A 24,543-nucleotide genomic window follows, 5' to 3' on the forward strand; every position below is an offset into this window, starting at 1 on the left:
AGACAATGCTTGGTCGTTTCTCACGTTTTGTTCACTCGCTCGTTGTTCATGACGTTCTTGATCAATTCCGCCAGTCGTTCTAGTCCTTTGACCAATTGCTCTAACGAGGCGTAGGCATAGGAAATTCGGAGATGCTGGATGGCCTTTGGATCGTACAAATGGCCGGGGTTAAGGAGGATTCCTTCTTTTAAGGCGCGGTCAAATAATTCTCTTAATGAAATGCCAGCGGGCAGGCGCAGCCAAATGTAGAAGCCACCTGCTGGCTTCTGCCACTCTGCTAGTCCCGTAAACTTTTCTTCTAGCACCTTTATGGCAACATCCCTTCTCGTTCGTAAGGCAGCACGCATTTGTTCAAGGTGGACATGATATCGTCCGCTCGACAGCCATTCCTCTGCTGCCCATTGAGAGAGTGAGCTCGCGCCATAATCGGTTTGCATCTTAATATCAGCCAACCGGTTAATGACCGGCTCAGGGCCCACCACCCAGCCGATTCGCAGGCCAGGGCTCAGTGCCTTGGACAAGCTCCCCACATACAGAACCGTTCCATTTTGATCCAACGCCTTAATCGGCGGAGGCGGAGGTGCGTCCAGCCACAGCTCACAGTACACATCATCCTCAATAATAGGCAGCTGCTCGCTCTCGCAAACGTTCAATAACTGCTTCCGATCATTCAGTGACATCACATATCCTGTTGGATTATGAAACGTTGGGTTGGTGTATAGTAACGAAGCGGCATTTCTTTTCTTACTATGTTTAATGGAAGAAAGATCAAATCCGGCTGCATGTACAGGCAAGCCTCGTAAACTCACTCCAGCTGATTGAAAGAGGTTGAGAGAATGTAAATACGAAGGGCTTTCTAGAAGAATAGCTGATCCTCTCTTTAATAGCCCTATTGAGACAAGCTGAAGAGCTTGCAGCGCTCCTGAAACGATTAGAATACTGGACGGTGACGCAGTAATTCCAAACGAACGCAAATAGATACTTATTTGTTCTCTTAACGGCAATAAGCCTTTCTCTTCTACGTATCCCAGTGACTGAATTTTAGATGGAAGGCGATGCAGAATATCCTTCATCATTTCTTGCGGAAACAATTCCGGCGAAGGCTCACCTGTCCCTAATCGGATTAAATCCGGCCGCGGTTCGGCTTGATGAATATCCTGAATCGTTGGCAGGTTAGGCTGTTGCATCCCTTTATTAATCATACTGTTCCAGTCGGCGGCATGCTCGTTGGACGATAGCAATGACCAAACATTGTTCTTTACCCTCGTGCCCTTCCCGCTATGTCCTTCCAATAACCCATCAGCCATCAGTTCATCAAAGGCAAGCACAATCGTACTTCGGTTCACTTCAAACACTTCAGCAAGCTTCCGCTGTGAAGGAATTCTCGTCCCGACCGTCCACTCACCGTTCTCAATTTTAGACTGAATAAATTCCTTGATTTGCACGTATAACGGTACAGCTGTGTTCTTATCCGGTTTCCAGTCGATTGTCACAACCATTTCGATTCCCCACATTTTTTCATAATACGTTTATTATAAAACGCAGCGTGCAATGGTTGGTAAAGAACTTACAAAATGGATGGGTAAAAAGGAGAAACCGTGCAGTATGATTACTAACATGAACTCAAGATAAGGGAGTGGCTAATATGAAATCAGAATCAAAAATGTATGTCATTAAACACCCAACGATAGAAGATGCACAAGCAGTGACAAATCTCGTGTCATTGTGTGATATCGAGGAAATCGGCGAACCGGATATTACATTGTCCGATGTTCTTGATCTGTGGCAATCCATTCCGATCGAAACCAATGTATGGATCGTTCTTTCAGAAGCGAATAAACTAATCGGCTATGCCTTTCTTGAAGAAAGAGGCGCTAACCGGCTGGATACGTGTGTATTCGTCAACCCTGCATTTAAAAATCAAGGAATCGCATCAATCCTGCTTCAAAAAGTGGAGCAACGTGCGGCTGTAATCATAAAGAACAAAGAAGGCGAACTAAAGCTGATGAACCACATTCCGTTTACGAATACAGCAGCGATTAACCTCGCAGTAAACAGCGGCTACACCTTTAGCAGATTGTATGAGCGCATGCGAATACAGCTAGAAGGTCCGCCAAACGTACCGCTTTTACCGGATAACATCGTCATCCAGCCGTTTCAACCCGACCGTGATGAAGAGATCCTCTTTTCGCTATACGATGACACGTTCCGTGACGCATGGGGCTATGCACAGAAGGATGGTGCTACATGGATGGCTCAGAAGAAGGGCGACAACTACGATGCTAGCCTCTGGTTTATCGTATGGCGTGAGGATCAACCCGCAGGATTTCTAATGAGCACTATGCACGATGATGGATTGTTCATTGATTTAGTAGGAGTCAAGCGAGAGTACCGTAAACACGGGATCGGCGAGGCTTTGCTGCTTCATGCATTCAGCCTGGCTTACAAGCGCCAGCAAAGCACCATACTGCTGTATGTCGACAGTGACAGCTTAACGAACGCGAACCGCTTGTACCAAAAAGTCGGCATGAGGCCTCACTCCCAAAGCGCGGTGTACGTAAAGAATCTTACCTGTTAACGAGGTTGCCTCACTACTTACGAGGCATATAAATGCAACTTTGTATGCTTTCATATGGTAAATAACGGAATATCGGCCGAAGAAAGGCGTAAGTCGCCCGCGCATTTGATTTTCGAGCCGCGCGACATGAAATCTCGTTCGTACTTTACCAAAAGTCAGCCGTAACCTTGTCGAATGCGCCCGCGCACGCCCCATCAACCAAATAAGTCGCCTCAAAAGTGTCTTTTTCACGACCTTTTAAGGCGGCTTTCTTTTCTTTAGAGAACAAACACCTCTCATCTACTGATATAACAGTGATTTTCAAAAAAAATACCCATTATATTGCTTATAAAAATATCAGCCCAAAAATCTGCTACCATTCCATAAATTCTGAGGATTGATAGGCGTTGAGCGCATGAATTATAGTTTATCTATGAAAACGCTTTATTACTGGGAAGCAATGGATTTTCTAAAGAGAAGCCTCACTCGCTCTTAGAACTGAACGCGCTTTCAAAAGCAATCATTAAGGGGGATACGAAGGATGAATTGGAAGAAATATTTAAATGCTGGTATGACAATGGCATTGGCAGCTTCTCTTGCGGCGTGCAGCACGGCTCCAAAAGAAACATCTTCAGATACAGACAGCAAGTCAGGCGATAAAAAGACAGTGGAGCTTAATATGGGCGTATTCGGAAGCACAGGCTATGAAAAGCTGGCTGAAGAGTACTCGAAAGAAAACCCGAACGTGAAGATCAAAATCAACACAGCTGACTTCAACGATCACCACAACAACCTGTTCACTTCCATCTCAGCTGGAAGCGGATCACCGGATATCGCGATGATCGAGGTTGGTTTTATCGAAAAGTACCGTGATGCACAAGATAAATTCGTGAACCTATACGACATGGGCGCGAAAGACGTGAAGGACAAGTACCTGGACTGGAAATGGAGCGTTGGTGAGAGCGCGGATAAAGAATTCTTGTTCGGCTTACCGACTGATATCGGTCCAACGGTCATGTACTACCGCACCGATCTATTTGAAAAAGCAGGACTTCCAACTGAACCAGCACAAGTCGCTGAAAAGATCAAAACGTGGGAAGACTTCGAAAAGGCTGCTGTTCTTGTAAAAGAAAAGACTGGTCAGCCGATGACAGATAACATCGAATTGATCTACAACGCATTGCGCGATCAGTCAGACGAGCTGTACTTTGACCGTGATGACAACCTAATTGTTGAGTCCAATAAAGAAATCAAGAGTGCATACGATTACACAACAAAGCTAATTGGCCAAAACGTTCTTGGAAACCTTGGACTTTGGACGCCTGAGTGGGGCGCAGCGATGGGCGAAGGAAAATACGCAACATTGCTTGGTCCAGCTTGGATGCAAGGTGTAATCAAAGGAAACGCGCCTAAAGCAGCTGGCAAATGGTCAATGGTTGAAATGCCAGAAGGTGCAGGAAACTGGGGCGGTTCTTACCTAGCGGTTACGAAAGAATCAAAGCATCCGAAAGAAGCTTACGCGTTCATCGAATGGCTGACTTCACCAGAAAACCAGTTGAAATCATTCCAGGATCAAGGGCTATTCCCTTCTGCAACAGAAGTATATGAGCAAGACGCATTCAAGAACTATAAAGATGACTACTTCGGCGGCCTGAACACAGCGCAAACGCTAAGTGAAGCAGCGAAAAAAGTTAAAGATGTGTACTACGGCAAGAACTTCATGGTCGTACAAGGCGAAATCATGAAGGCGTTGCAAAACGTTCAGGCAAAGAAAGCGGATCCAGAGAAAGAATGGAAAAGCGCAATGGAGCGCATTAAGAAGCAGCTTGATCGTCAATAAGCACACACACAAAGGTATGGCTGAGCTTCTCAGCCATACTTTATTATTAGGTGAAAGGAGAATTCATCATGGCACAGGTGTCAACGCAACTTAAGACAACAAAGACAGAGAAAAGCTATAAGCTTTCTGAGAAAACAAAAGACCGAATCTCCGCCTATCTTTTTATCTCACCGTTTTTCATTTTGTTCGCGATCTTCGGGTTATTCCCGATTCTCTTCAGCTTCTACCTCGCGTTCCAGAAATTCAACGGACTGGGCGAGATGGAGTATGTTGGGCTAAAGAACTTTCAATGGATATTAGAGGATCCTCTTTTTTGGAAATCTATCTACAACACCATCATTCTCGGTTTGCTCGGTACGGCACCGCAGATTTTAATCGGTTTAGTGTTAGCAACCATTCTGAACGCAACGTGGCTGAGATTTAAGAACGTGTTTCGTATCGCGATCTTCATGCCGTACGTCACGTCGATCCTCGCTGTTGCGATTATCTTCAGCGTTATTTTCAGCAATCAGTCGTCCGGTCTGATGAACACGATTATCGGATTTGCCGGGTTCGAGCCGGTGAACTGGACCACCTCCGAATGGGGTGTAAAAACGGCCATATCGACCATGGTTTTCTGGCGCTGGGTCGGCTACAACACCATCATTTTCTTGGCCGGATTGCAGAGCATTCCGCACGAATTGTACGAAGCAGCTGAAATGGACGGCGCGTCAACGTGGAAGCAGTTCCGCCACATCACACTGCCGCTGTTAAAGCCTGTTATCATTTTCACAACGTTCCTTTCGACAATCGGCGCATGGCAGCTGTTCGTCGAGCCGCTCGTTTTCTTTGGCCGACTGAACGATGTTCGTGAAGAAGGAATGACCGTTGTGCTTTATCTGTACCGCGAGGCGTTCCGCAATAACGCGTTCGGAACCGCATCCGCAACAGCTGTTGTCCTGTTCTTTATCATCATGTTCTTCACCATTATCAATTACTTCATCACTAGCCGAGAGAAGAAAAGGAGCTTTTCCTCATGAAAAAATTAACAGCAACTAAGCTCATTTTATATATTTTCATGGCTGTCGGAGCAATTCTTTCCCTTTTCCCTTTTTATTGGATGTTCGTCATGGCAACGAATTCAAAAGAGGCGATCAACCAGACGCCTCCTGCCTTCGTCCCAGGCGATCAGCTTGTCGTGAACTTCCAGAACGTTCTCGGACAAATCCGGTTCTTCGAGGCATTGGCCAACTCGTTTATCGTGTCCACACTCGTAACGCTCGGCGTACTGTTTCTCTGCTCACTTGCCGGCTTCGCGTTCGCGAAAATGGAGTTTAAAGGCAAGAACATCTTGTTCGTTTCCATCCTCGTTACGATGATGGTGCCAACACAGCTCGGTCTCGTGCCGTCGTACTTTATCATCTCAAAGCTCGAATGGCTGAACAGCATGAAGGCGCTTGTCGTGCCAGGTCTCGTCAACGCATTCGGTATCTTCTGGATGCGTCAGTATATCCGTGATTCCGTTCCAGACGAACTCATTCAAGCGGCAAAGATCGATGGCTGCGGAAACTTCCGCATCTACTGGAACATCGTTGTTCCATCTATCCTGCCGGCGTTCGCCACACTCGGAATCGTAACGTTCATGCAAGTATGGAACGACTTCCTTTGGCCGGTCACTGTATTGCGCGACCCAAGCTTCCAAACGATTCAGGTTGCCATACGCTCACTGAACGACGTATACGTCCGCGATTACGGCATGATCCTATCCGGCACATTCTGGGCCACTGTCCCGCTCGTCGTCGTCTTCTTGATCTTCAATAAGTTCTTCATTTCAGGGCTTACGCAAGGTTCCATTAAATAAAAGAGTAGAAGGAGACCGTGTTTTTGCGGTCTCCTTCTTTCTTTTATGCCCTTAACTTGTCTTAAAAAAATGCGCGCCAAAACAGATGAATTTCCGGCAGTTGCGCGCCGTTCTAGTAAGGATGCACGCGGGTTGGATGAAGATTCGAGCCGTTATTCAGATTCGGAGGTTGCCGAGTCTATGCTTCGTTACCTTATTAGAGCTCTCGCGCCAAACCCGATGTGATGCACGCCATACATAGAAAATGCGAGCGGTTCCGCCGATTTGCGCGCCGTACCAGACCGGATTCGCGCCATTATGGGGTTGCGAGACACTTCTCTTGTAATGCGCGCGGGTTTTTAACAAGTTTCCTTATTTGCGAGCGACTATGATGTGCTTGCGCGCCGACCACCTGCATCCCCCTGTCCAACCCTCAATCCTTTATTATAAGACTCTTCTTTTATACAAAAATAAACAACAAAATAAACCAAAATGGTGTGAGCAATAACGCGGGGCGAGTAGCGTCCGCAATAAGCAGCACGAGCAAAATTAATGCAAACAGCGTCAGCACCGCATAGTTAATGAAAGGCGCAAATGGTGCCTTAAAGGCTGACTGTTTGTGCAAATCATCACGGTTTTTTCGGTATTTAATATGGCTGATCAAGATCACACTCCATACCCAGATAAAGCAGATAGCACTGATGGTCGTCACGATGCTAAAAGCCTGCTGCGGGATGAGCTTACTCAGCAGTGCGCCCACTGAGACAACAACAGCGGAAACATAGAGCGCGTTTCCAGGAACATGATTATTCGTCAGCTTCTTAAACACTTTAGGCGCCTGTTCACTCTTGCTTAACGAAAATAAAATTCGGCTCGTCGAAAATAGCCCGCTGTTGCAAGCAGATGCCGCAGATGTGAGCACGACAAAATTAATGATGCCCGCAGCGAGAGGAATCCCAATCAAACTGAACGTTTTAACGAAAGGACTTTCCGCAGCATTCAATTGTGTCCACGGATTGATGCAGAGCAGGACAACCAATGCGCCGACATAGAAAAAGAGAATTCGGAGTGGAATTTTGTTGATGGCAGACGGGATATTCTTTCTCGGATCAGACGTTTCTGCTGCCGCTACCCCGACCAGTTCCACTCCTACAAACGCAAACACAACCATCTGAAACGACAGCAAAAATCCGGTCACACCATTTGGAAACAGACCGCCATGATCCCACAAGTTGCTCATTGAAACAGTTCCCGCGTCGGTCTTAAACCCCATTACGAGCATAACCACTCCAATCACGATTAACGCAAGAATCGTAATGACCTTGATCAGGGCAAACCAAAATTCCAATTCTCCAAAAAGCTTTACCGTTAAAAGATTGAGCCCTAGTAGCAGCAGCAAGCAGACAATCGCCGGAACCCATTGCGGAATGTGAAACCAATATTGCACATACACACCTACTGCGATCACATCAGCCATAGCGGTCATAATCCAGCAGAACCAATACGTCCACCCTGTCACGAACGCCGCACGCGGTCCGAGATAGTCCTCCGCAATATCCGTGAACGACTGATAGCCCTCTTTCGAAAGCAGCAGCTCACCGAGCGCTCTCATCAGAAAAAACAGCGCGATTCCAACGATTAGATAAGCGAATATAACAGATGGTCCAGCAAGCTGAATGGCTTGACCTGAACCTAAAAACAACCCGGTACCAATCGTCCCGCCAATTGCGATCAACTGCACATGGCGGTTGGCTAAATCTCTCTTTAATTCTTGCTGTGACATGGATGATTCCTCCTTCTGCGATGTAAAAAAATAACGAAAAAAAGAGACTGGAAGAATCTCCAATCTCTTTTACAGTAGAATATTAAAAAGGCCTTTACTGCGCTGCAAAAACAAACACAACAAATTCAGCTTCAATACTCTTCTGTCCTTTTGCCTGAGATGGTGAACCCTTCGGCGCCGCAAATCATGCGGTCTCTCCAGAAGCTGCTCCTGCTGCAGTACGATCCACAGCAATCATAGCTTGCGATATATGAACGTAAGTCGTTCTGATAATGTCCAATACTAGTACGTCCATGCTAGTATGTCAATTGTTCGGAACTGGGAGTTAATGGGTGGTGCATATTTTAATCATTATTAATCACCAGGCAACAACAGGATGATTCAATGAAATCAGATTCTTTTCAACAAGCTGCATAATCGAAAGTGCCGTAAAGTTCTTAGAAACACTTTGAATGCTCATCCATGTATCACCATCAATTGTTGTATTTACTGGTTGTATCTGAGAGTAGCCAAAGCCTTTTGAATAGATCATGTCTGAATCTTTAACAATAGCAACACTCAATCCAACTCCCTGATGGTCATTTATCATTCCATTAATATAATCTGTAATCTCATTCACTTTGTTGTACGTAGATTGTTTCATACTTTTCTCCTTTTAATTACTCTAAGTGTTACAACCTTCAGAATGAGAATCACAGCTTTAACTTCATCCCTTCATGCGTCGCCTGAAATCCCAGCTTCTCATAAAACCGCAGAGCGTCCGGCCTTTTTTTATCAGTCGTCAGTTGCACGAGGTGACAGCCGCGGTCCTTTGCCCGCTGGATTGCCCATGTGATCAGTTCTGTCCCTACACCCTGTCCTCTTACTGAGGCGGCTGTTCGGACTCCCTCAATCGTCGCTCTCCAACCGCCTTGATGGGTGAGGTAAGGTGTGAACGTCACCTGAAATACACCGATGATTCCCTCCCCATCACACGCTACGATTAGCTCGTTATTCGGATCAGAAGAGATTGCCTTAAACGCTTTTACGTAGCTGTCAGGAAGCGGCTGCTCACACCGCTCTCGCTCTCTTCCTAACGCATCATCTGCAAGCATTGCGACAATGGTTTCTATGTCTTCCTCAACAGCTAATCTAAATGTTATTTCACCCTTCAAGCTGACTCGCTCCCATCCTTTTTGGCGCTATTTGATGGCTACATCACCGAGTAATACGTGTTGTAATTCTTGAACACTGCCAGCAATATACGTGGGATTCGCCCCGCTCACCTCTTCTGGCGATCCATATCCATACGTTACGCCTATTGAATCAATACCTGTGTTGTGGGCACCGATAATGTCATGCTTTCTATCGCCTATCATAATAAATTCATCCACCTGGTGAGCGTTGTACTTGTCTAATATGTATTGAATGATTTCCGTTTTTGACGTTCTTGTTCCATCAAGATGACTGCCGACGATTGAATTAAAGTACTGATTAATCTTAAAATATGTCAAAATCTGCTCAGCAAAAACGGTAGGCTTGGATGTAGCCACAACTAACGTACTTCCTTGTTCTTTTAAAGACTGTAACAGCTCGGGAATACCTTGATACATTTCATTTTCATACATACCTTTATCATTAAATCTTTCCCTATACCAGAGAATCGCTGTTTGCGTCGTTTCTTCATCAAATTGATAATGCTCTGCAAACGAAGCTTGCAGCGGAGGTCCAATAAACACATCGAGCTTATCCAGATCCGCTTCAACCATATTCATCTTCTCTAGTGCATATTGAACGGATTTGGTGATACCCACTTTTGGGTCTGAAAGGGTACCGTCTAAATCAAATAATAGAATTTTATATGGATTCAATTTAAATCCACCTTTCTCATGCTTATTGCTTTGAATCCCCATTTTTCTCTACTATACTAGAAATTGACACAATAATTCGAATTTTTCACCAACGTTTGCTATTGTTTGCAGCTAATCTTCTAGTAAAGGAAGGGGAACAATAATGGATAACCACAATCAGCCGGATCAAAAGGAACACACGTCTGCCGGGCAGTGTCCCGTCACGCATCACAAGGATAGTGCGATTACGACATCAAGAGCGCCAGGTCGTACGACGAACAAAGACTGGTGGCCAAATCAGCTGAACTTAAATGTTCTGCGTCAGCACGACAAAAAATCGAATCCAATGGGCGAGGATTTCGACTATCGTGAGGAATTTTCAAAGCTTGATTATGACGCGCTCAAGCAGGATCTTCACACTCTGATGACCGACAGCCAGGAGTGGTGGCCGGCGGATTATGGCCACTATGGTCCTTTCTTCATCCGGATGTCATGGCATGCCGCCGGTACATACCGAACAGCGGACGGTCGCGGCGGCAGCTCGACCGGTGCGCAGCGTTTCGCCCCGCTTAACAGCTGGCCGGATAACGTGAACCTCGATAAGGCGCGCCGCTTGCTATGGCCGATCAAGCAAAAATACGGCAACAAAATCTCGTGGGCGGACCTGCTTGTGTTAACAGGCAACGTGGCGCTGGAATCAATGGGACTCAAGACGTTCGGCTTTGCCGCGGGACGTGAAGACATTTGGCATCCAGAAGAAGATGTCTACTGGGGAACGGAAAAAGAATGGCTCGCCGACAACCGCTATTCTGGCGATCGTGAGCTCGAAAAGCCGCTCGCAGCTGTTCAGATGGGCCTTATCTACGTGAATCCAGAAGGACCGAACGGAAGACCCGATCCACTCGCAAGCGCACGCGATATTCGCGATACGTTCAGCCGCATGGCGATGAATGATGAAGAAACGGTGGCACTCATTGCCGGCGGCCACACCTTCGGAAAAGCACACGGAGCGGGCGATCCGTCTCTTGTCGGCGACGATCCAGAGGCGGCGGTCCTTGAAACGCAAGGCTTCGGCTGGCTGAGCGAACACGGCAGCGGGAAAGGACGCGATACGATCTCGAGCGGTATAGAAGGCGCGTGGACAAGCAATCCAACCACATGGGACAACGGCTACTTCGACCTTCTGTTCGGCTACGAATGGGAGCTGACGAAAAGCCCTGCCGGCGCGTACCAATGGTCACCAGTCGACATGACCGAGGAACATATGGCGCCTGATGCTGAAGATTCCTCAATTCGTGTGAAGACGATGATGACAACGGCCGATATGGCATTGCGCACCGATCCAGACTATGCAAAAATCTCGCGCCGCTATTACGAAAACCCTGAAGAGTTTGCCGATGCCTTCGCACGTGCCTGGTTCAAGCTCCTTCATCGCGACATGGGCCCGAAAGTCCGCTATCTCGGTCCAGAGGTGCCAGCAGAAGAGCTGATCTGGCAGGATCCGGTACCAAACGTGGAGTATGATTTGTCAGACAGTGATATTGCCGATATAAAAGAAAAAATCTTAAACAGCGGTCTCTCGGTAAGCGAGCTCGTCAAAACGGCTTGGAGCTCCGCCAGCACGTATCGCCAATCCGATATGCGCGGAGGCGCGAACGGAGCACGCATTCGCTTAGAACCTCAACGGGGCTGGGAAGCGAACGAACCGGCACAGCTGGAGAAAGTGCTCGGTGTGTATGAAAAACTGCAAAACGAGCTCAGCACGAAGGTTAGCTTAGCTGATCTCATCGTGCTCGGCGGCAGTGCAGCCGTTGAAAAAGCCGCAAAGGATGCCGGCTTTGATATAAAGGTGCCATACACACCTGGACGCGGAGATGCGACACAAGAGCAAACCGACGCCGATACATTTGATGTGCTAGAGCCTGTATCGGATGGCTTCCGCAACTACCAGAAAAAAGAATACTCGACGAGCCCTGAAGAGATGCTCATCGACAAATCGCAGCTGCTCGGTCTCAGTGCTCCTGAAATGACCGTCCTTCTCGGAGGACTGCGTGTTCTCGGAACCAACTATGGCGACACGAAGCACGGCGTGTTCACAGACCGAGTCGGCACACTGACGAATGACTTCTTCGTCAACCTGCTCGACATGAGCACCGAATGGAAACCAGCCGGCTTCAACCAATTCGAAGGCCGTGACCGCAAAACAGGAGAAGTGAAACGCACCGCCACTCGCTTTGACCTCGTATTCGGATCCAACTCCGAGCTGCGTGCGTTAGCCGAAGTGTATGCTCAGGATGATAACAAAGAGAAGTTTGTGAGGGACTTTGTGAAAGCTTGGGTGAAGGTGATGGACGCGGATCGATTTGATGTGAGGTTGGCCAAGCAGTAAATAATGACAAAGCACCTAACTCAGATCTTTAAGCGATACATTCGCCTAAGAGCGATCTGGATTAGGTGCTTTATTCGTTGCTTTTCACTCTTATTTCCAAACGCCAAGTATAAAGCCCATCACGGTGAACGTGATCACATGATAACCCGCATTAATGAAAAATAAGGATAAAGACTTTTTCTCAAACAGATACGTGATTCCCATTGCGGCAGCGACCCAGAAAAGTCCTGCCATGAAGCCTGCAGACAGCCCCATCATACCGTTTCTATCTGGTCCTAGAAACATCGCTAACACAAAGGAAATGATAACGGACAACAGAAATGACGTGCCAAAAATCATGCCCATTTTTCTGTTTCTTAACTCTTCATCACTCAGTCCATTTTCACGGCTCCACACGTTTGCGAATAACACCGAATACCATAGACCGCCAATTAAAAAAGAAGATAACGCCGCAGCGAAAACGGCGAATACATTAATGGCTTCAATCGCTTGCTTTATATCCATACCTTCACCCCTTCTTGCTCTAAGCCTTCATTTCATACGTATTATAATGAATAGCGAGACAAGCGTATTGTAAAAGTTGGACATGTTCTATCTTACAGAAAGTGAGCAGAATCACCGGCTCGTTTTTTATATTCTAACGGTGTCATACCCGAGAACCGTTTAAATTCTTTATTAAAATGAGGCTGATCGTAATACCCCATTGCAGCGATGACATCGGCAGGGTGTTCTTCCGAGTTAGAATGGAGGTAAGTACAGGTTTTTTCAAAACGAAAAATTTGCGACAGCATTTTGGGATTGACTCCGGTATGGTCTTTAAACAGCCGGTTTAAATGCCTTTGCGTATACCCTATAGAATGAGCCAAATCAGCTATTGATTCATGCGGTTTCGTTCTGATTCGCTCAACGATATGCCCCAATACGGGGTGAAGACTTGTCTTCCCTTCTGAAATTTTTCGCAACAACAACTCATCGAGAGTCTCATAAATCGTAGCGTGTTCGATTCCTCTGCACAGTGCTTCATACACTTCCTCATGAAACACGCCCCAGATAGCGTGCAGGTCCTCAACCGCATTCACCATCTCATGAACAGGGATCGTCAGAAAGGGGAAAATGCCGTGAGGGTGAAAACGAATACCGACCAAGTTTGATTTCCCGTGATACGTAATCTCTAATGGTTCATGATGGATGCCTGACAACCACGCCTGCTTCATCTTATTCGTTCTTCTGTTTACAACATGGTAATTCCCATCCAGAGCAAAGATCATCTCAATCTTACCATTCGGCAAAATCAATTCATTCTTTGGCTCCACGCCTGTATCCAATTGTACATGCCAATAGCACTCAATCCACGGACGTAGCCGTTTATCCGGCTGTTTTATTTCAACTTTCATGTATACCATCCTTCTTTGATACATGCAGAAACAGGTGCCCTAACCGCCATCCTACCATTCTTGACAACAAAGAGGTGCTAAAGACTTGGTGTGATAAGTACGATTCAACGAAACGAGATAGAAGCAAGACCATACATCCCCGTTAAGATAATGAACACTATTAGAATAGATTTCATCGCTGCCCTTCCTGATCATCGTTCTCATGCTTCTTCTTCTTTATACAGCGATTGCGCGTGCTATTTTTGGGGACACGTTTAAACCTGCGTATTTATGGGCAATCTTTATGATAAGCAGCTTCTTTCGTATTGTAGCTCTGATTTGGTTTTGTTTAACCAGATTAACCTACGTTATTACGTACAGAAGCTGCTTTGTTTATTCTCTTGAACCCTGCATGTTGTAACTTCATATAGGCGCATATTTTAATACATAAAACTAGCGATAATATAGTATATATACGTTCCATAACTAATCATAACCAGGATGACAGAAGAGATGTTTATGAAATTTGAATGACCCACCTTTTTAAAATGACGATAGTTTAAAAAGAAAAGACAAATAATAATGAACTGTATGATAATCGTTATATAGAAATAGGCATGTAAAGACTCTCCTATTACAATATAAATACCTATACCAACTAAAAAAATCCCTGATAATCCAGTTATCGCTACAATATTATTTAGAGCACTTCTTTTAAATTCTACAAGATGACCTGGAACAAATGTTATTCCTAACACCATGAAACTTATTAAAATATGAAGTAACAATACTAACAACTGGACATCCCCTATCTAATCATCCTAAGTGCATTGGAGTTTCTCATTAATTTAGATGCTAACAGACGCTGTTCCTGCTTGATATTAACGTAGACAATATGATCCATAATCTAAGCGATAGAATCACGCACCGTTTAAAAAAACATAGAAAGATTTTCGTCTCCCTATGTTCTCCTCTACACTATTTATCTGCCTGCTGCTTCTTTTTCAGAAACTCCGCACGTAATTTTTCAAGGTGCTTCCTTTTATCAAATTGGGCTGGCGACTGTTTTTCATGAAACTTTGTCACCGCTACCTGAGCTTTGTGATCCAGTTGATATTTCCCCATTATGTTCACCTACTTTTTTCTTTTAAATGCCAGAGAACGGTTATCCTGCTTCCTCATTTATATATGAAACGCTATCCGGACAATATTCTCAAAGTATACCGTTGTATACCGCTTAAAACAAATCCAAATAAAACTCTATTATACTGTCTGTTTTCTTCGTTTTGTGCTGATATAGAAAACATGGTTATTTATCTCTTTTACCGTGTGAGCACATGCTTTATACTGAATGTACATTTTAATGGTTTTCGTACAATAGGATAAACGTTTTTCATTCTATAAAAGGCATTCGTTAAAAGATGCGAGAAGGAGATATGTATGGAAAATCAAAAAAATTACAACTACAATCAACAAATGGACATTAAGTTTGATTATCTAGAAAAAATCACGATCAAGGATATTGTGCGGGATAACACGGACAAATGGTTCAATCAAACACTATGTGAAGTCAATTCATCCGTTTTGCGTCTTGGAATCTTTGAGGGTGAATACCATATGCACAAACATGAACATGATGATGAAGTCTTCTTTGTACTGGAAGGTGCCATCGTTTTGGAAACAGAAAACGGCAACTTTGAACTAGGACAATATGAAGGCGTATGCGTGCCAAAAGGGACCATGCACAGACCTATAGTACCTGAAGGCAAGGCTGTCGTGTTGATGATGGAAAACAAAGGCATCGATCCTATTGGTACAGTCTAATTACATTTAAAAAGACTACTTTGCAGCATAACCGTAAGATTCATGCAGTTAACCAGGCCTATATGTAGCTCCAAATATTTATAAGAAGCCGGCAATCCCCAGGGATACCGGCTTTTATTAGCAAAGGCGCGGTTCTCCCGCTTCCTAACTTACAAATTAAACAGAGTACCTGTTGAAGTGTGTGGTGCTCCTCTTAAAGAATTATAAACATCATCACATTTATACATAAAATGGCTAAAAAGAGGCCGATCAGAAAGCTTTTTATCGTGAATTTAGCTTGACTGTCTTTACCTCTTTTATAAATGATAATGATGGCTATTAAATTGAGCAGGAGGACAATTGTTCCTGTACTTTGATTCATTTCGTACACCTCTATTGTTTAGCAGTCCAATTGCTCTACCTACTCCCCCACCAACCCATCACCATCGCGATCGTCCATGTATGGATAGAGCCACGACTCGCGCGTAATCGGCATTTTAAATCCAGCTGCTTTGGCTTCCGCGATCGTCACCTGTCCATTGCGATTCGTATCCACCTTACTCACATCTTCCGTGCTGCTTGGCGTTTCGCTTGCTGGCGGCGTACTGCTCTCACTTGGCGTCTCCACTAGCTTATTGTTCACTTCATCAGGGTTTACGTTGTCAAAATCATCGGTGATGGTTCGGCCCTGAAGTTTGTATGTGAAGGTATAATGGTTAGGAATTTGCGTCTTATTATTTGGATACGTAATGACCGCGACGAAATCGGTACAGCCTCCTGCATCGCGAATCACTTTTTCCATATACGCCTGATCGCCGTGGCGATTCAGAATGCTATCTTGCGGTGTAATGTTATAGGCGTTCGACACGCCCCCAAGGGAGTCCGCAATCATATGGCCTTCATCAAAATCGGGATGCTCTGTACCCGGTACCTTCGCTTCATCAGAATAATATCTGCCTGACGATGTCACCTGTTCGGTATTCGGATTTTGGAGAATGATCTTCTTTGCCTCCACACGAACGAGCTGGCCGTATTCATTCGTATACGCCCAATATTCCCTATCGCCAAACCCAACATCCACTCGGACATTCGGCTCTCGATACCCTGACGTATCTCCGCCATCTACTTCAAGAAGTTCATATTCACTATAGTCAAAATCGCCCGCAACACTCTGTACAGTTTCAATACTCGCCTCAGAAACGCTCGTACTGCCGGTTTCACCACTCGATTTTTCCGCTTCTTCAACGGCTGCTTTCTTTTGACTGACTTCTGTTGTATTCTGCTGTCCACAGCTAGTACTCATACTAAGCAGAGCAAGCAATATGATCATTCGATACCATCTACGTTGCACGTTGCACCTCTTTTTATATCTTATTAGAATTATTTTACAATACTTATTCCGTTTCAGATAGTCCAACGGGTACTAAGATGGCTGCTCGATGATCTGAATATGGTTGCCGCATGTATCGTCGAATATAGCGATTGTGACGTCACCCATTTTCGTAGGCTCCATAGTGAACGTCACGCCTTTCTCCACTAATCGTTCGTACTCTGCGTCAAGATTGGAAACGCCGAACATGGTCACTGGAATTCCTTCAGCATACAGCTTCTCTTGATACTCTTTCGCTGCGGGATGGGCATTCGGTTCGAGTACAAGCTCTGTACCGCTTTGGTCATCAACTGATACAAGCGAGATCCAACGATATTTCCCAGTCGGAACGTCGTGCTTTTTAACAAACCCGAGCGTTTCTGTGTAAAAGTTCAGTGCCTTGTCTTGGTCTGAAACAAAGATACTGTTCACAATAATTTTCATTTTATATTCCTCCAATGATATGTATGCTCATTAATCCCTAACACGCCGAAAAAGTCACCATTTAACATACATTCTCCCCCTAACACGCTTTTCCTGTCTACGCATAATCTGTACCAATACCCATAGAGGAGGAATACTTGTGTACTATCATCCATATGAGCAACATCGCAATCCAAACGCTAACCCTCAGTACATGACCTTAGTCGATCCGTTCGTTGTCCAGCGGCTGCAGTCTGTGATTGGGAAAGATTTAGTGGTCGAAACGACAAAGGATACGATTAGAGGTACCCTGACGGAGGTACAGCCGGATCACATCGTCCTCACTGCAGGAGGAGACTCCATTTTCTTTGTGCGGATACAGCAGATTGTTACCGTTATGCCGGTTTAAACAAGAAAAAGCGCAGATGGAGGTCTGCGCCGTATTCTTTAACAATTTTTTTCTTTAAAAGAACACTCCATCCTTCTTTCCTCTCGAGCAATTAATAAACGTCCACAGTCGCTCCTAGTGACGTCGCTTTAACGAAGGGTAAATCTTTGTATTTTCGTAATTGTTCAGGCGTGCCGCTTATGATTACGCCATTAACGGGTAATTTGTTGGGAGAAAACTGATTTTTTCTTTTTAATTCTTTTGTTACGTTTTGTACTTCTTTGGCAAATCCACCTTTTTCATCATTCCAACTTTTCAAGGTTTGCAAAAAGTTGTTTATGCCTTTTGAAGGATTATGTTTCGTAAAGTGAAAGCCGTATGCTTCTATAGCAGAAATTGCTCCCTTTTGTTGATCAATTGATATCCACACCCAGTCCAAGTGATCAGATGGCACGTTGGCTTTTATAAAAGAGTATGAATACGTCTTATCAAACGAAAGGGCCATTTCATAGTATTTATTCGTATCAGCATTTAACACTCGTGATAAATCATTGCTTGTTGACGGCGAGCCAGGGGGATAGAACATGAAAGACCGCTCGCCATTCTGCGAGTTAAACAATACTTTTTTATTTAAAAGAGAATCGAAGGCTTCTTGAAGATACATTTTGCTGTTGTCCGTTACAGTGCCGAATTTTGTGTATTCTTTTTCAAACTGCATCCACAACATGGGTCTTCCGCCAACACGTTTCAGTACATCCGTTTTCCCTGTGGCTGAGAATAGTCCATATGTATAGCTTGTAACAGCCACTTCAAGGTTACCGCCCGACACGGCAAATCGGTTATGATCTGTTAATACATGCTTATCCATTTTATCGGACATTATTATGTAGCCTCCGAAATATATGGCCGTAAAAAGAAGGATAGTAACCATCAATGAGACAACAATATTTCTTATTAAACTTTTGCGTTTAGCCTTGGTTAGTGCCGTTTCAAATGTGAAATCCAAGTCTCTATCTTCCATTCTCAATCCTCCCATATTCAATGATTAATTGCTGCCGAGCTCGGTATAAGTACGTTTTTAACGTGCCTGTGTTTAAGTCCAATCTTGCAGCAATCTCGTGATAAGATAAGTCCATACCGTATTTCATGATGAGTAGATGCCGATACAAAGGCTTCATATTGGCTAATGCTTTATGTACTTCGTTATTCTTCTCTCGCTTTAAGACAACCTCATCTGTCAGAATCTGATCTGATATGGTTTCTAGATGGTCGTATACATGAACAACGTTCTTATTTTTTCTTTTCAAATCATAAAAGTGGTTAATAGCGACCCTAAACAACCAGCTTTTCGCTTTCTTTAGGTCAATGCCATCCATGTATGTGACAAACTTGAACGCAGTCTCCTGAATAATATCCTCAGCATCTTCTTTAGTAACGCCCATTGTGATTAAATAATTGAACACAAACTTTAGCTCTTTATTAAGATAATCCTGTATTATTTGCTCATCCATGTTGACCCCCTACTTATATAACGTACAAATAAGTAAAATGTTAACAATCACTTTACATACTGCCCCCAAACAACCTTTCCCTCTTTATGCGTAATCTGTACAGATAGGACCAAACCGCAGCATAATTCGTTGCGGTTATTTCTTGATTGAATGGGTATGCGTACTCACTCCATTATGGTGAGAAAGGATTAAATGACGGCAAAATCGAATTGATTATAAAGTAAAAAAATGCTGAACTTATAAAATAAACGAGCAGGATTGTGGATTAAAGTGTAAAAAAACCTACATAACACGGAGTGGGAGAGATAACGATGGGGATGGACATTCCAGATGAAATAGACCTAATTTCAGTTTTTGAATCAATACCTAAAAGGAAAGATGAAACAGATCTTTTCTATTACGACCAATCAACCTTTCTATTTAAAACCGTTAATGAAGTATACGAGATCATCCTTTCTCCTTTTTATCACGAGTTTTCTATAAGTGTGAAGGAAAAGAAAACAGACGAGGTATTGTCACGTCTCGAATTATTTTCTGTTAATAAAATTGAAGTTGTAAAAGACAAGAAGGATAACTCCCAAATACGTTTGTTTCACGGTGAATCGGATAGATATGAAAACATCATTGAAATCACTTTAAAGCCTAGATTCAAATTGATTTTCAGAGAACACTATCGTTAAAGTTGTTCCACTATCGTGCACTTCTTTTAGAAAGGAATATGCTCTCTTTTATTGAAGTAAAGGAAGGGTAGTAGAGTTCGACATTCTATTTCAAAGAGATTACTTTATGTTCGTAGTAAATGTAGAAGGAGCTATTCATCGAAATGGTCAATGGCTTTTCATTGTTAGAAGTGAGAAGGAAGAGCACGCTGGTGGATGTCTTTCACTAGTCGGTGGAAAGTGTGAAATTGAGGGGTTTTCTTCTGATATTCTTGAAAGAACGTTAAAAAGAGAAATTCTTGAAGAAGTAGGTAGCGAAGTGGCAGATCTCAAATATGTGAATAGTTCTTCCTTTGTTACTGATTCAGGCATAAATGTCATTGATATCGTTTTTCTTTGTCACCATAAATATGGTGAACCTTATGCGAAAAGCAGGGACGAGGTAGATGATGTTCTTTGGATGACTACTGCTGAAATTCTAGCACACGCAGATTCACCTGCATTTTTAAAGGAAAACATTAGACTAGCTGATAAGATCCTGAAGAATACCCTGTATGAAAACTTTTAAATGAACAGCATGACAATTCCCTCCAAAAAGAGAAATCGCTCACAGGTCTGCGCTTAATAAGCCGCAATCGACACCTCAGGATGCTTACTGGATTTAGTAAAGGATAGGTGAATAATAAGGATAGAAAACGCAGCTAGTTGTACGTTCTCTATCCTTTACGTATCTTCCTATGCGTTTAGCTGCAATTCTTGTCCGTCATACAGTTTTATAGCAGGTGGTGCGGCGAGGTACTGTGTCGCTTTTCCGTTAAATGCCTTAAAGTGATCGGTGCTATTGTGGAATTGAACAGCTTCGATGTCCTTCCAGACCTCAACCATGGTGAAGTGGCTGGGATTCTCCACATCGCGCTTTAGAGAATAGCTCACGTTTCCTTCTTCTTGCTGTGAGGCAGCAATCAGATCTTGCACCTCATGTAAGAAGGCTTCTTCTTTTGCTATGTTCACCTGCAGTTCAGCGTGTATGATGATCATGACTCTTCTCCCCTTTGCGATGGTTTATTTCCATTCCGCGATTTCTTCGATCGGCAGGCGTACAGATTGGTAGCCTGCATCCGCTGCTTTTCCGATTGAAATGAGCATAACCGGGTAATAACGTTCTTTGTCCATTCCAAACGCTTCTGCAATCTGATCTTTTTCGTACCCGCCGATTGGGTTCGTGTCATAGCCGTGGTGGCGCGCAGCGAGCATAAGCTGCATGGATACAAGGCCCGCATCAATGAGGTTCATTTCGCGCATCTCTCGTTCAGAGAATTGGCTCAGCGCGCCGATAATGCCTGGAACTTGGCGATCTCGGACTTCAGCTGGCATCAAGCCTTTTTCAACCGCTTCATTATAAATTCGTTCTGTATAATCCAGGCTGTTCATGTCCGCAAATACAGCGATGACAGCAGCAGATGTTTCGACTTGTGTTTGGTTGAACTTCGCAAGCGGTGCAAGCGTCGCTTTGCCTTCTTCACTATCGATCACAAGAAAACGCCACGGCTGAAGGTTAACAGAAGATGGCGCGAGTGTCGCTTCTGTCAGAATCTCTGTCATTTCCTCTTTGCTGATTTTTACACCTTTATCGTAGCTCCGAATGGAACGGCGTCCTGTAATAATATCTTTGAAGTCATTATTTCTCATGGTGTTCATGTGTTATTGCTCCTTTTCTTAATACGGATATGTTATTAACGTTGTCTAGGATGCGGGAAAGGCTGGAATACAACGCCTTCCGCTCCTCCTCAGAAATCCCGTCAAATACTTGAGTGATGAACTGTTCTTTTTCCCGTTTGAACGATTGTATTCTTTCTCTTCCCTCTTTCGTCAGACGGACAAAGGTAACCCGGTTATCGGCAGGATTTTTCCTGCGCGAGACGATCCCTTGTGTTTCCAGCTGCTTCAGATGCCTCGTGACGGCGGCCCCATCAATGCACACCACTTTTTGCAGCTGCGTTTGACTGATCTCATCCACCTCAAACAATTTGTGAAGCAGCTCCAGCCGAGACTGACTGATCCCCGTACAGCGCTCGAACTTCGGGCTCATTAACCGATAAATGTCATTCAGCTTACCTATAATCTTTCCTTCTTCAGAACAATCCTTCAGCAAAAGCATTACCCCCTAACACTTGACCGGTCAATTATTGATGCATCAATGAATATAGTATAGGGAGATAGAGATGTCAAGAAAACGGCCTCTATTGCAAGACGAGTCAACAGATTGGAGAAGCATAACACTGACAACGTCAAATGAAATACAACCATGATACTAAACCCCTATGGTTGAGAGGTCAATTATTTTGATTTCACTTTCTTGATATAACGATTAACCCGATTGCTAAAGGGAACTAACAAACCAATTATTAGAAACAGACGAAAAATATGATACGATTACATAAAATGAAAACTATAGAGGTTGTTATGAATGAACTGGTTTTTGAAAAGAGTGAATTTACTTCTGAATACGTACATACTGTAAAATCACTGCATGTGAACAGCTATCCGATCGTGTATCTCCTCTATAACGATAAGAAGCGCCCCTCTGCTTATATCGGCCAGACGGTTCAGGCTTCGCGGCGTTTAAAGCATCATATTGAGGATAAGAGACGGAAGGACTTGAACCGCTCCCTTCTTATCGGACATGAAAGATTCAACCAATCCGCTACATACAATATCGAGTCGAATCTTATTAACTACTTTATTGCCGATAACCAATATCAGCTGCAAAACGTAAGCCAGACGAGATCCAGGGTTATGCATAATTATTATGACAAACCCTTTTATAACGAAGAACTCTTCCCAATGATCTGGGAGAAGCTTAGAGAAGAAAATATTGTGAGCGACACCATTGAGAACCTTCGCAACAAAGACATTTACAAGCTGTCGCCTTATAAAGAACTCTCGCTTCAGCAGCTGGAGATCAAAAATGAAGTGCTGGATTTTTGCAGAGAACACATTCAAACCGAGGGGAATCACGTAATTGCCATTGAAGGCGATGCTGGCACAGGCAAGAGCGTCCTGTTAAGCTCTCTCTTTAACACCATTCAAGATCTAGCTAAGGATGACAGCTCTTCTTTACACGGGACAGATAACTATCTGCTCGTAAACCATAGCGAGATGCTGAAAACGTATAAAGGCATCGCCAACAGCTTGCCGAACTTAAAGAAGAAGAACTTGATGAAGCCCACACCGTTTATTAATGAGATGACAAAGGCGGGAAAAACAGCGGATATTGTCTTGATAGATGAGGCACATTTGCTTCTGACAAAGGAAGACGCGTACAATAACTTTCATTACAAAAACCAGCTGGATGAAATCATTAAGCGCAGCAAGCTCGCTATTGTCATCTTTGATGTGAAACAAGTGCTGAAGATCAAAAGCTATTGGAACGACGGGCTGCTGCAAGAAATAACGAACCAATACCATGCGAAGACGGTCAAGCTGACAGACCAGATGAGGATGCACGCTGGGCAGAAAACGATGGAGTGGATTGACAGTTTTGTCGCTAAGAACATTCAACCGCTGCCGCCTAAAGAAGAATCTTCCTTCGAGCTCAATATTTTTGAAGAGGCTGAAACGTTTAAGGCTGCGATTCAAGCGAAGAACAGAGAACATGGCCTCTCCCGCATTGTCTCAACCTTTGACTATCTGCACAAAAAGGATAAGAAGACGTATATCGTGGATGAAAAGGGAATCAACATGCCGTGGAACATCACACAAAATAACGTGACATGGGCCGAAAACCCAGCATCCATTAAAGAGGTCGGTTCCATCTATACCGTTCAAGGCTTCGATCTTAACTATGTCGGCGTGGTTCTCGGTCCTTCCGTTAGTTATGATGAAGGCAAAGACGAACTGAAAATCTATCCATCCAAATACAAAGATACAGGTGCTTTCACCTCACGAAACGACCTCTCACCAGAGGAAAATCAGAACATAAAAGAAGAAATCATCTTAAACTCTATCAATGTCCTGATGAAACGGGGCATTCACGGACTATATATCTATGCGACAGATTCTAAGCTGAGAAATAGGCTGTTGCAGCTAAAAAGGGGACAACAATCATGAGCGACATTCAACATTTAATGAACAAAATCGATGAATTCAGAGATGCACGAAACTGGAGACCGCATCACAACCCAAAAGACCTCGCCATCTCCATCTCCATCGAAGCAGCCGAGCTGTTAGAAGATTTTCAATGGGTCAACAACGAGACCGCACTTAAGGAAAATGAAGAAAACATTAAAGAGGAGATTGCGGATATTCTGATCTATTCCCTTACACTGTGCTCGGAACTTGGGCTAGATGTGAAAGAGATTATTGAAGAGAAGATTGAGAAGAATGGGAGGAAGTATCCGGTGAGGTAATTCAAAATAAATTCATAAATATAGATGTCTGCTTCACCCTTATGGCTTGCGGCAGACATCTTTCATTTTGTTGTTAAATCTATTTTTAGGTATCCTTTTGTTTGTTAGCTGCACTACGCAATCCCCAAATTCCTTTTCCTTTCCCCTCTACCGAATAAAAAATATCCCTTTCATCACCAACAGTACCTCTAAATATATCAGCATCGCTTGAATTTAGATAAATATGTTTTCTAATCTGTGCTTTCCAATCAACATAATTTTTAAAATCGATTTTATTTCTTTTTTCTGTAAGCCCGTATTCAAACAACGCATATAACTTGTATGGCACCTCCGGTACGATAGAAGTATCTCATTGAAGGAGGTGCTTTTCCATGCTGTCACAAAAACTGGC

At 43.9% G+C, this 24,543-nt stretch carries 27 protein-coding genes and 1 riboswitch; of the genes, 11 read left to right on the forward strand and 16 right to left on the reverse strand.

The genetic code is table 11. The features are described 5' to 3' along the window. Window positions 1-20: 20 nt before the first annotated feature. Window positions 21-1,499, reverse strand: a complete 1,479-nt coding sequence (gene pdxR, locus ACFQPF_RS09785) for a MocR-like pyridoxine biosynthesis transcription factor PdxR (RefSeq protein ID WP_379749082.1) — start codon at window positions 1,497-1,499, stop codon at window positions 21-23. A 146-nt stretch (window positions 1,500-1,645) separates the two neighbouring features. On the opposite strand from pdxR, the gene ACFQPF_RS09790 reads away from it, so the two are divergent. The 4 genes from ACFQPF_RS09790 (at window position 1,646) to ACFQPF_RS09805 (ending at window position 6,237) form a co-directional block, all read left to right on the forward strand. Next, window positions 1,646-2,578, forward strand: coding sequence for a GNAT family N-acetyltransferase (locus tag ACFQPF_RS09790; RefSeq protein ID WP_379749084.1), 933 nt, complete (start codon window positions 1,646-1,648; stop codon window positions 2,576-2,578). Between the two features lie 520 nt (window positions 2,579-3,098). Beyond that, window positions 3,099-4,397, forward strand: a complete 1,299-nt coding sequence (locus ACFQPF_RS09795) for an ABC transporter substrate-binding protein (RefSeq protein WP_379749086.1) — start codon at window positions 3,099-3,101, stop codon at window positions 4,395-4,397. A 68-nt stretch (window positions 4,398-4,465) separates the two neighbouring features. Next, window positions 4,466-5,416, forward strand: a complete 951-nt coding sequence (locus ACFQPF_RS09800; protein ID WP_379749088.1) for a carbohydrate ABC transporter permease — start codon at window positions 4,466-4,468, stop codon at window positions 5,414-5,416. Beyond that, window positions 5,413-6,237 carry a carbohydrate ABC transporter permease gene (locus ACFQPF_RS09805; RefSeq protein WP_379749090.1) on the forward strand — a complete coding sequence of 275 codons (825 nt, stop codon included), beginning with the start codon at window positions 5,413-5,415 and terminating at the stop codon, window positions 6,235-6,237. Before ACFQPF_RS09800 ends, ACFQPF_RS09805 begins: the two co-directional genes overlap by 4 nt. Before the next feature lie 439 nt (window positions 6,238-6,676). Here ACFQPF_RS09805 and ACFQPF_RS09810 read toward each other — a convergent pair whose 3' ends face one another. The 4 genes from ACFQPF_RS09810 to ACFQPF_RS09825 form a co-directional block, all read right to left on the reverse strand. After that, window positions 6,677-7,999 carry an amino acid permease gene (locus tag ACFQPF_RS09810; RefSeq protein WP_379749092.1) on the reverse strand — a complete coding sequence of 441 codons (1,323 nt, stop codon included), beginning with the start codon at window positions 7,997-7,999 and terminating at the stop codon, window positions 6,677-6,679. Between the two features lie 132 nt (window positions 8,000-8,131). Beyond that, a riboswitch (glycine riboswitch) is annotated at window positions 8,132-8,210 on the reverse strand. Between the two features lie 147 nt (window positions 8,211-8,357). After that, window positions 8,358-8,642 (reverse strand): serine hydrolase, encoded by a 285-nt coding sequence (locus ACFQPF_RS09815; RefSeq protein WP_379749094.1) that lies wholly within the window; start codon window positions 8,640-8,642, stop codon window positions 8,358-8,360. A 49-nt stretch (window positions 8,643-8,691) separates the two neighbouring features. After that, on the reverse strand, window positions 8,692-9,153 hold the full coding sequence (locus ACFQPF_RS09820) for a GNAT family N-acetyltransferase (protein WP_379749096.1): 462 nt from the start codon (window positions 9,151-9,153) through the stop codon (window positions 8,692-8,694). A 27-nt stretch (window positions 9,154-9,180) separates the two neighbouring features. Continuing rightward, a complete protein-coding gene (locus ACFQPF_RS09825; protein WP_379749098.1) occupies window positions 9,181-9,849 on the reverse strand; it encodes an HAD family hydrolase in 669 nt (222 codons plus the stop codon). 142 nt (window positions 9,850-9,991) lie between these two features. Here ACFQPF_RS09825 and katG point away from each other — a divergent pair, with 142 nt between their 5' ends. Continuing rightward, window positions 9,992-12,217 (forward strand): catalase/peroxidase HPI, encoded by a 2,226-nt coding sequence (gene katG, locus ACFQPF_RS09830; protein ID WP_379749100.1) that lies wholly within the window; start codon window positions 9,992-9,994, stop codon window positions 12,215-12,217. A 90-nt stretch (window positions 12,218-12,307) separates the two neighbouring features. On the opposite strand, the gene ACFQPF_RS09835 is transcribed toward katG, so the two are convergent. The 3 genes from ACFQPF_RS09835 to ACFQPF_RS09845 all read right to left on the reverse strand — a co-directional run bounded on the left by ACFQPF_RS09835 (window position 12,308) and on the right by ACFQPF_RS09845 (window position 14,715). Next, window positions 12,308-12,721 (reverse strand): DUF1761 domain-containing protein, encoded by a 414-nt coding sequence (locus ACFQPF_RS09835; RefSeq protein WP_379749102.1) that lies wholly within the window; start codon window positions 12,719-12,721, stop codon window positions 12,308-12,310. Window positions 12,722-12,813: 92 nt separating this feature from the next. Further along, the gene (locus tag ACFQPF_RS09840; protein WP_379749105.1) at window positions 12,814-13,611 is read right to left on the reverse strand and encodes a DUF6597 domain-containing transcriptional factor; all 798 of its coding nucleotides are present in this window, start codon (window positions 13,609-13,611) and stop codon (window positions 12,814-12,816) included. A 957-nt stretch (window positions 13,612-14,568) separates the two neighbouring features. Next, window positions 14,569-14,715, reverse strand: a complete 147-nt coding sequence (locus ACFQPF_RS09845) for a hypothetical protein (protein WP_379749107.1) — start codon at window positions 14,713-14,715, stop codon at window positions 14,569-14,571. A 315-nt stretch (window positions 14,716-15,030) separates the two neighbouring features. Here ACFQPF_RS09845 and ACFQPF_RS09850 point away from each other — a divergent pair, with 315 nt between their 5' ends. Continuing rightward, window positions 15,031-15,414: a cupin domain-containing protein gene (locus tag ACFQPF_RS09850; protein WP_379749109.1), complete on the forward strand. Its 384-nt coding sequence runs from the start codon at window positions 15,031-15,033 to the stop codon at window positions 15,412-15,414. Window positions 15,415-15,814: 400 nt separating this feature from the next. On the opposite strand, the gene ACFQPF_RS09855 is transcribed toward ACFQPF_RS09850, so the two are convergent. Both ACFQPF_RS09855 and ACFQPF_RS09860 read right to left on the reverse strand, forming a co-directional pair. Then, complete coding sequence (locus ACFQPF_RS09855; protein WP_379749112.1) at window positions 15,815-16,744, reverse strand: DNA/RNA non-specific endonuclease; 930 nt, start codon at window positions 16,742-16,744, stop codon at window positions 15,815-15,817. A 72-nt stretch (window positions 16,745-16,816) separates the two neighbouring features. After that, window positions 16,817-17,206, reverse strand: a complete 390-nt coding sequence (locus ACFQPF_RS09860; RefSeq protein ID WP_379749114.1) for a VOC family protein — start codon at window positions 17,204-17,206, stop codon at window positions 16,817-16,819. Between the two features lie 139 nt (window positions 17,207-17,345). Between ACFQPF_RS09860 and ACFQPF_RS09865 the strand changes: the two genes are divergently transcribed. Beyond that, window positions 17,346-17,594 carry a YuzF family protein gene (locus ACFQPF_RS09865; protein ID WP_379749116.1) on the forward strand — a complete coding sequence of 83 codons (249 nt, stop codon included), beginning with the start codon at window positions 17,346-17,348 and terminating at the stop codon, window positions 17,592-17,594. Window positions 17,595-17,685: 91 nt separating this feature from the next. Here ACFQPF_RS09865 and ACFQPF_RS09870 read toward each other — a convergent pair whose 3' ends face one another. Together ACFQPF_RS09870 and ACFQPF_RS09875 are read right to left on the reverse strand one after the other, a co-directional pair. After that, a complete protein-coding gene (locus tag ACFQPF_RS09870) occupies window positions 17,686-18,594 on the reverse strand; it encodes an anti sigma factor C-terminal domain-containing protein (RefSeq protein ID WP_379749118.1) in 909 nt (302 codons plus the stop codon). Continuing rightward, a complete protein-coding gene (locus ACFQPF_RS09875; RefSeq protein WP_379749120.1) occupies window positions 18,584-19,084 on the reverse strand; it encodes an RNA polymerase sigma factor in 501 nt (166 codons plus the stop codon). Before ACFQPF_RS09875 ends, ACFQPF_RS09870 begins: the two co-directional genes overlap by 11 nt. A gap of 311 nt (window positions 19,085-19,395) precedes the next feature. Between ACFQPF_RS09875 and ACFQPF_RS09880 the strand changes: the two genes are divergently transcribed. Together ACFQPF_RS09880 and ACFQPF_RS09885 are read left to right on the forward strand one after the other, a co-directional pair. Beyond that, complete coding sequence (locus tag ACFQPF_RS09880) at window positions 19,396-19,764, forward strand: hypothetical protein (RefSeq protein WP_379749122.1); 369 nt, start codon at window positions 19,396-19,398, stop codon at window positions 19,762-19,764. A 106-nt stretch (window positions 19,765-19,870) separates the two neighbouring features. Continuing rightward, window positions 19,871-20,311, forward strand: coding sequence for an NUDIX hydrolase (locus ACFQPF_RS09885; protein WP_379749124.1), 441 nt, complete (start codon window positions 19,871-19,873; stop codon window positions 20,309-20,311). Window positions 20,312-20,478: 167 nt separating this feature from the next. Here ACFQPF_RS09885 and ACFQPF_RS09890 read toward each other — a convergent pair whose 3' ends face one another. From ACFQPF_RS09890 to ACFQPF_RS09900, 3 genes are read right to left on the reverse strand one after another with little or no spacing between them, the layout of a single operon-like run. Then, window positions 20,479-20,781, reverse strand: a complete 303-nt coding sequence (locus ACFQPF_RS09890) for a putative quinol monooxygenase (protein WP_379749126.1) — start codon at window positions 20,779-20,781, stop codon at window positions 20,479-20,481. A gap of 24 nt (window positions 20,782-20,805) precedes the next feature. Then, window positions 20,806-21,441: a nitroreductase family protein gene (locus ACFQPF_RS09895; RefSeq protein WP_379749128.1), complete on the reverse strand. Its 636-nt coding sequence runs from the start codon at window positions 21,439-21,441 to the stop codon at window positions 20,806-20,808. Continuing rightward, window positions 21,422-21,901, reverse strand: a complete 480-nt coding sequence (locus tag ACFQPF_RS09900) for a MarR family winged helix-turn-helix transcriptional regulator (RefSeq protein ID WP_379749130.1) — start codon at window positions 21,899-21,901, stop codon at window positions 21,422-21,424. The genes ACFQPF_RS09895 and ACFQPF_RS09900 overlap by 20 nt, the downstream gene beginning before the upstream one ends. 305 nt (window positions 21,902-22,206) lie before the next feature. Between ACFQPF_RS09900 and ACFQPF_RS09905 the strand changes: the two genes are divergently transcribed. Together ACFQPF_RS09905 and ACFQPF_RS09910 are read left to right on the forward strand one after the other, a co-directional pair. Next, complete coding sequence (locus tag ACFQPF_RS09905; RefSeq protein ID WP_379749132.1) at window positions 22,207-23,853, forward strand: DUF2075 domain-containing protein; 1,647 nt, start codon at window positions 22,207-22,209, stop codon at window positions 23,851-23,853. Further along, window positions 23,850-24,152: a MazG-like family protein gene (locus tag ACFQPF_RS09910; protein WP_379749134.1), complete on the forward strand. Its 303-nt coding sequence runs from the start codon at window positions 23,850-23,852 to the stop codon at window positions 24,150-24,152. Before ACFQPF_RS09905 ends, ACFQPF_RS09910 begins: the two co-directional genes overlap by 4 nt. An 85-nt stretch (window positions 24,153-24,237) precedes the next feature. Here ACFQPF_RS09910 and ACFQPF_RS09915 read toward each other — a convergent pair whose 3' ends face one another. Then, entirely contained in the window at window positions 24,238-24,459 is a 222-nt protein-coding gene (locus ACFQPF_RS09915; protein WP_379749136.1) for a hypothetical protein, read from the reverse strand. Window positions 24,460-24,543: the final 84 nt, after the last annotated feature.

Origin of the sequence: Fictibacillus iocasae (assembly GCF_042665465.1) — a bacterium.
Lineage (GTDB): Bacteria > Bacillota > Bacilli > Bacillales > Fictibacillaceae > Fictibacillus > Fictibacillus iocasae.

Bases quoted from the DNA above. Each gene is read 5' to 3' on its own strand.
- ACFQPF_RS09815 (WP_379749094.1), bottom strand. From the start codon at position 8,642: ATGAAACAATCTACGTACAACAAAGTGAATGAGATTACAGATTATATT.
- ACFQPF_RS09795 (WP_379749086.1), top strand. From the start codon at position 3,099: ATGAATTGGAAGAAATATTTAAATGCTGGTATGACAATGGCATTGGCA.
- ACFQPF_RS09880 (WP_379749122.1), top strand. From the start codon at position 19,396: ATGGGGATGGACATTCCAGATGAAATAGACCTAATTTCAGTTTTTGAA.
- ACFQPF_RS09890 (WP_379749126.1), bottom strand. From the start codon at position 20,781: ATGATCATCATACACGCTGAACTGCAGGTGAACATAGCAAAAGAAGAA.
- ACFQPF_RS09790 (WP_379749084.1), top strand. From the start codon at position 1,646: ATGAAATCAGAATCAAAAATGTATGTCATTAAACACCCAACGATAGAA.
- ACFQPF_RS09885 (WP_379749124.1), top strand. From the start codon at position 19,871: ATGTTCGTAGTAAATGTAGAAGGAGCTATTCATCGAAATGGTCAATGG.
- ACFQPF_RS09910 (WP_379749134.1), top strand. From the start codon at position 23,850: ATGAGCGACATTCAACATTTAATGAACAAAATCGATGAATTCAGAGAT.
- ACFQPF_RS09875 (WP_379749120.1), bottom strand. From the start codon at position 19,084: ATGGATGAGCAAATAATACAGGATTATCTTAATAAAGAGCTAAAGTTT.
- ACFQPF_RS09840 (WP_379749105.1), bottom strand. From the start codon at position 13,611: ATGAAAGTTGAAATAAAACAGCCGGATAAACGGCTACGTCCGTGGATT.
- ACFQPF_RS09860 (WP_379749114.1), bottom strand. From the start codon at position 17,206: ATGAAAATTATTGTGAACAGTATCTTTGTTTCAGACCAAGACAAGGCA.
- ACFQPF_RS09905 (WP_379749132.1), top strand. From the start codon at position 22,207: ATGAATGAACTGGTTTTTGAAAAGAGTGAATTTACTTCTGAATACGTA.
- ACFQPF_RS09850 (WP_379749109.1), top strand. From the start codon at position 15,031: ATGGAAAATCAAAAAAATTACAACTACAATCAACAAATGGACATTAAG.
- katG (WP_379749100.1), top strand. From the start codon at position 9,992: ATGGATAACCACAATCAGCCGGATCAAAAGGAACACACGTCTGCCGGG.
- ACFQPF_RS09805 (WP_379749090.1), top strand. From the start codon at position 5,413: ATGAAAAAATTAACAGCAACTAAGCTCATTTTATATATTTTCATGGCT.
- ACFQPF_RS09900 (WP_379749130.1), bottom strand. From the start codon at position 21,901: ATGCTTTTGCTGAAGGATTGTTCTGAAGAAGGAAAGATTATAGGTAAG.
- ACFQPF_RS09895 (WP_379749128.1), bottom strand. From the start codon at position 21,441: ATGAACACCATGAGAAATAATGACTTCAAAGATATTATTACAGGACGC.
- ACFQPF_RS09810 (WP_379749092.1), bottom strand. From the start codon at position 7,999: ATGTCACAGCAAGAATTAAAGAGAGATTTAGCCAACCGCCATGTGCAG.
- ACFQPF_RS09870 (WP_379749118.1), bottom strand. From the start codon at position 18,594: ATGGAAGATAGAGACTTGGATTTCACATTTGAAACGGCACTAACCAAG.
- ACFQPF_RS09845 (WP_379749107.1), bottom strand. From the start codon at position 14,715: ATGGGGAAATATCAACTGGATCACAAAGCTCAGGTAGCGGTGACAAAG.
- ACFQPF_RS09835 (WP_379749102.1), bottom strand. From the start codon at position 12,721: ATGGATATAAAGCAAGCGATTGAAGCCATTAATGTATTCGCCGTTTTC.
- ACFQPF_RS09800 (WP_379749088.1), top strand. From the start codon at position 4,466: ATGGCACAGGTGTCAACGCAACTTAAGACAACAAAGACAGAGAAAAGC.
- pdxR (WP_379749082.1), bottom strand. From the start codon at position 1,499: ATGGTTGTGACAATCGACTGGAAACCGGATAAGAACACAGCTGTACCG.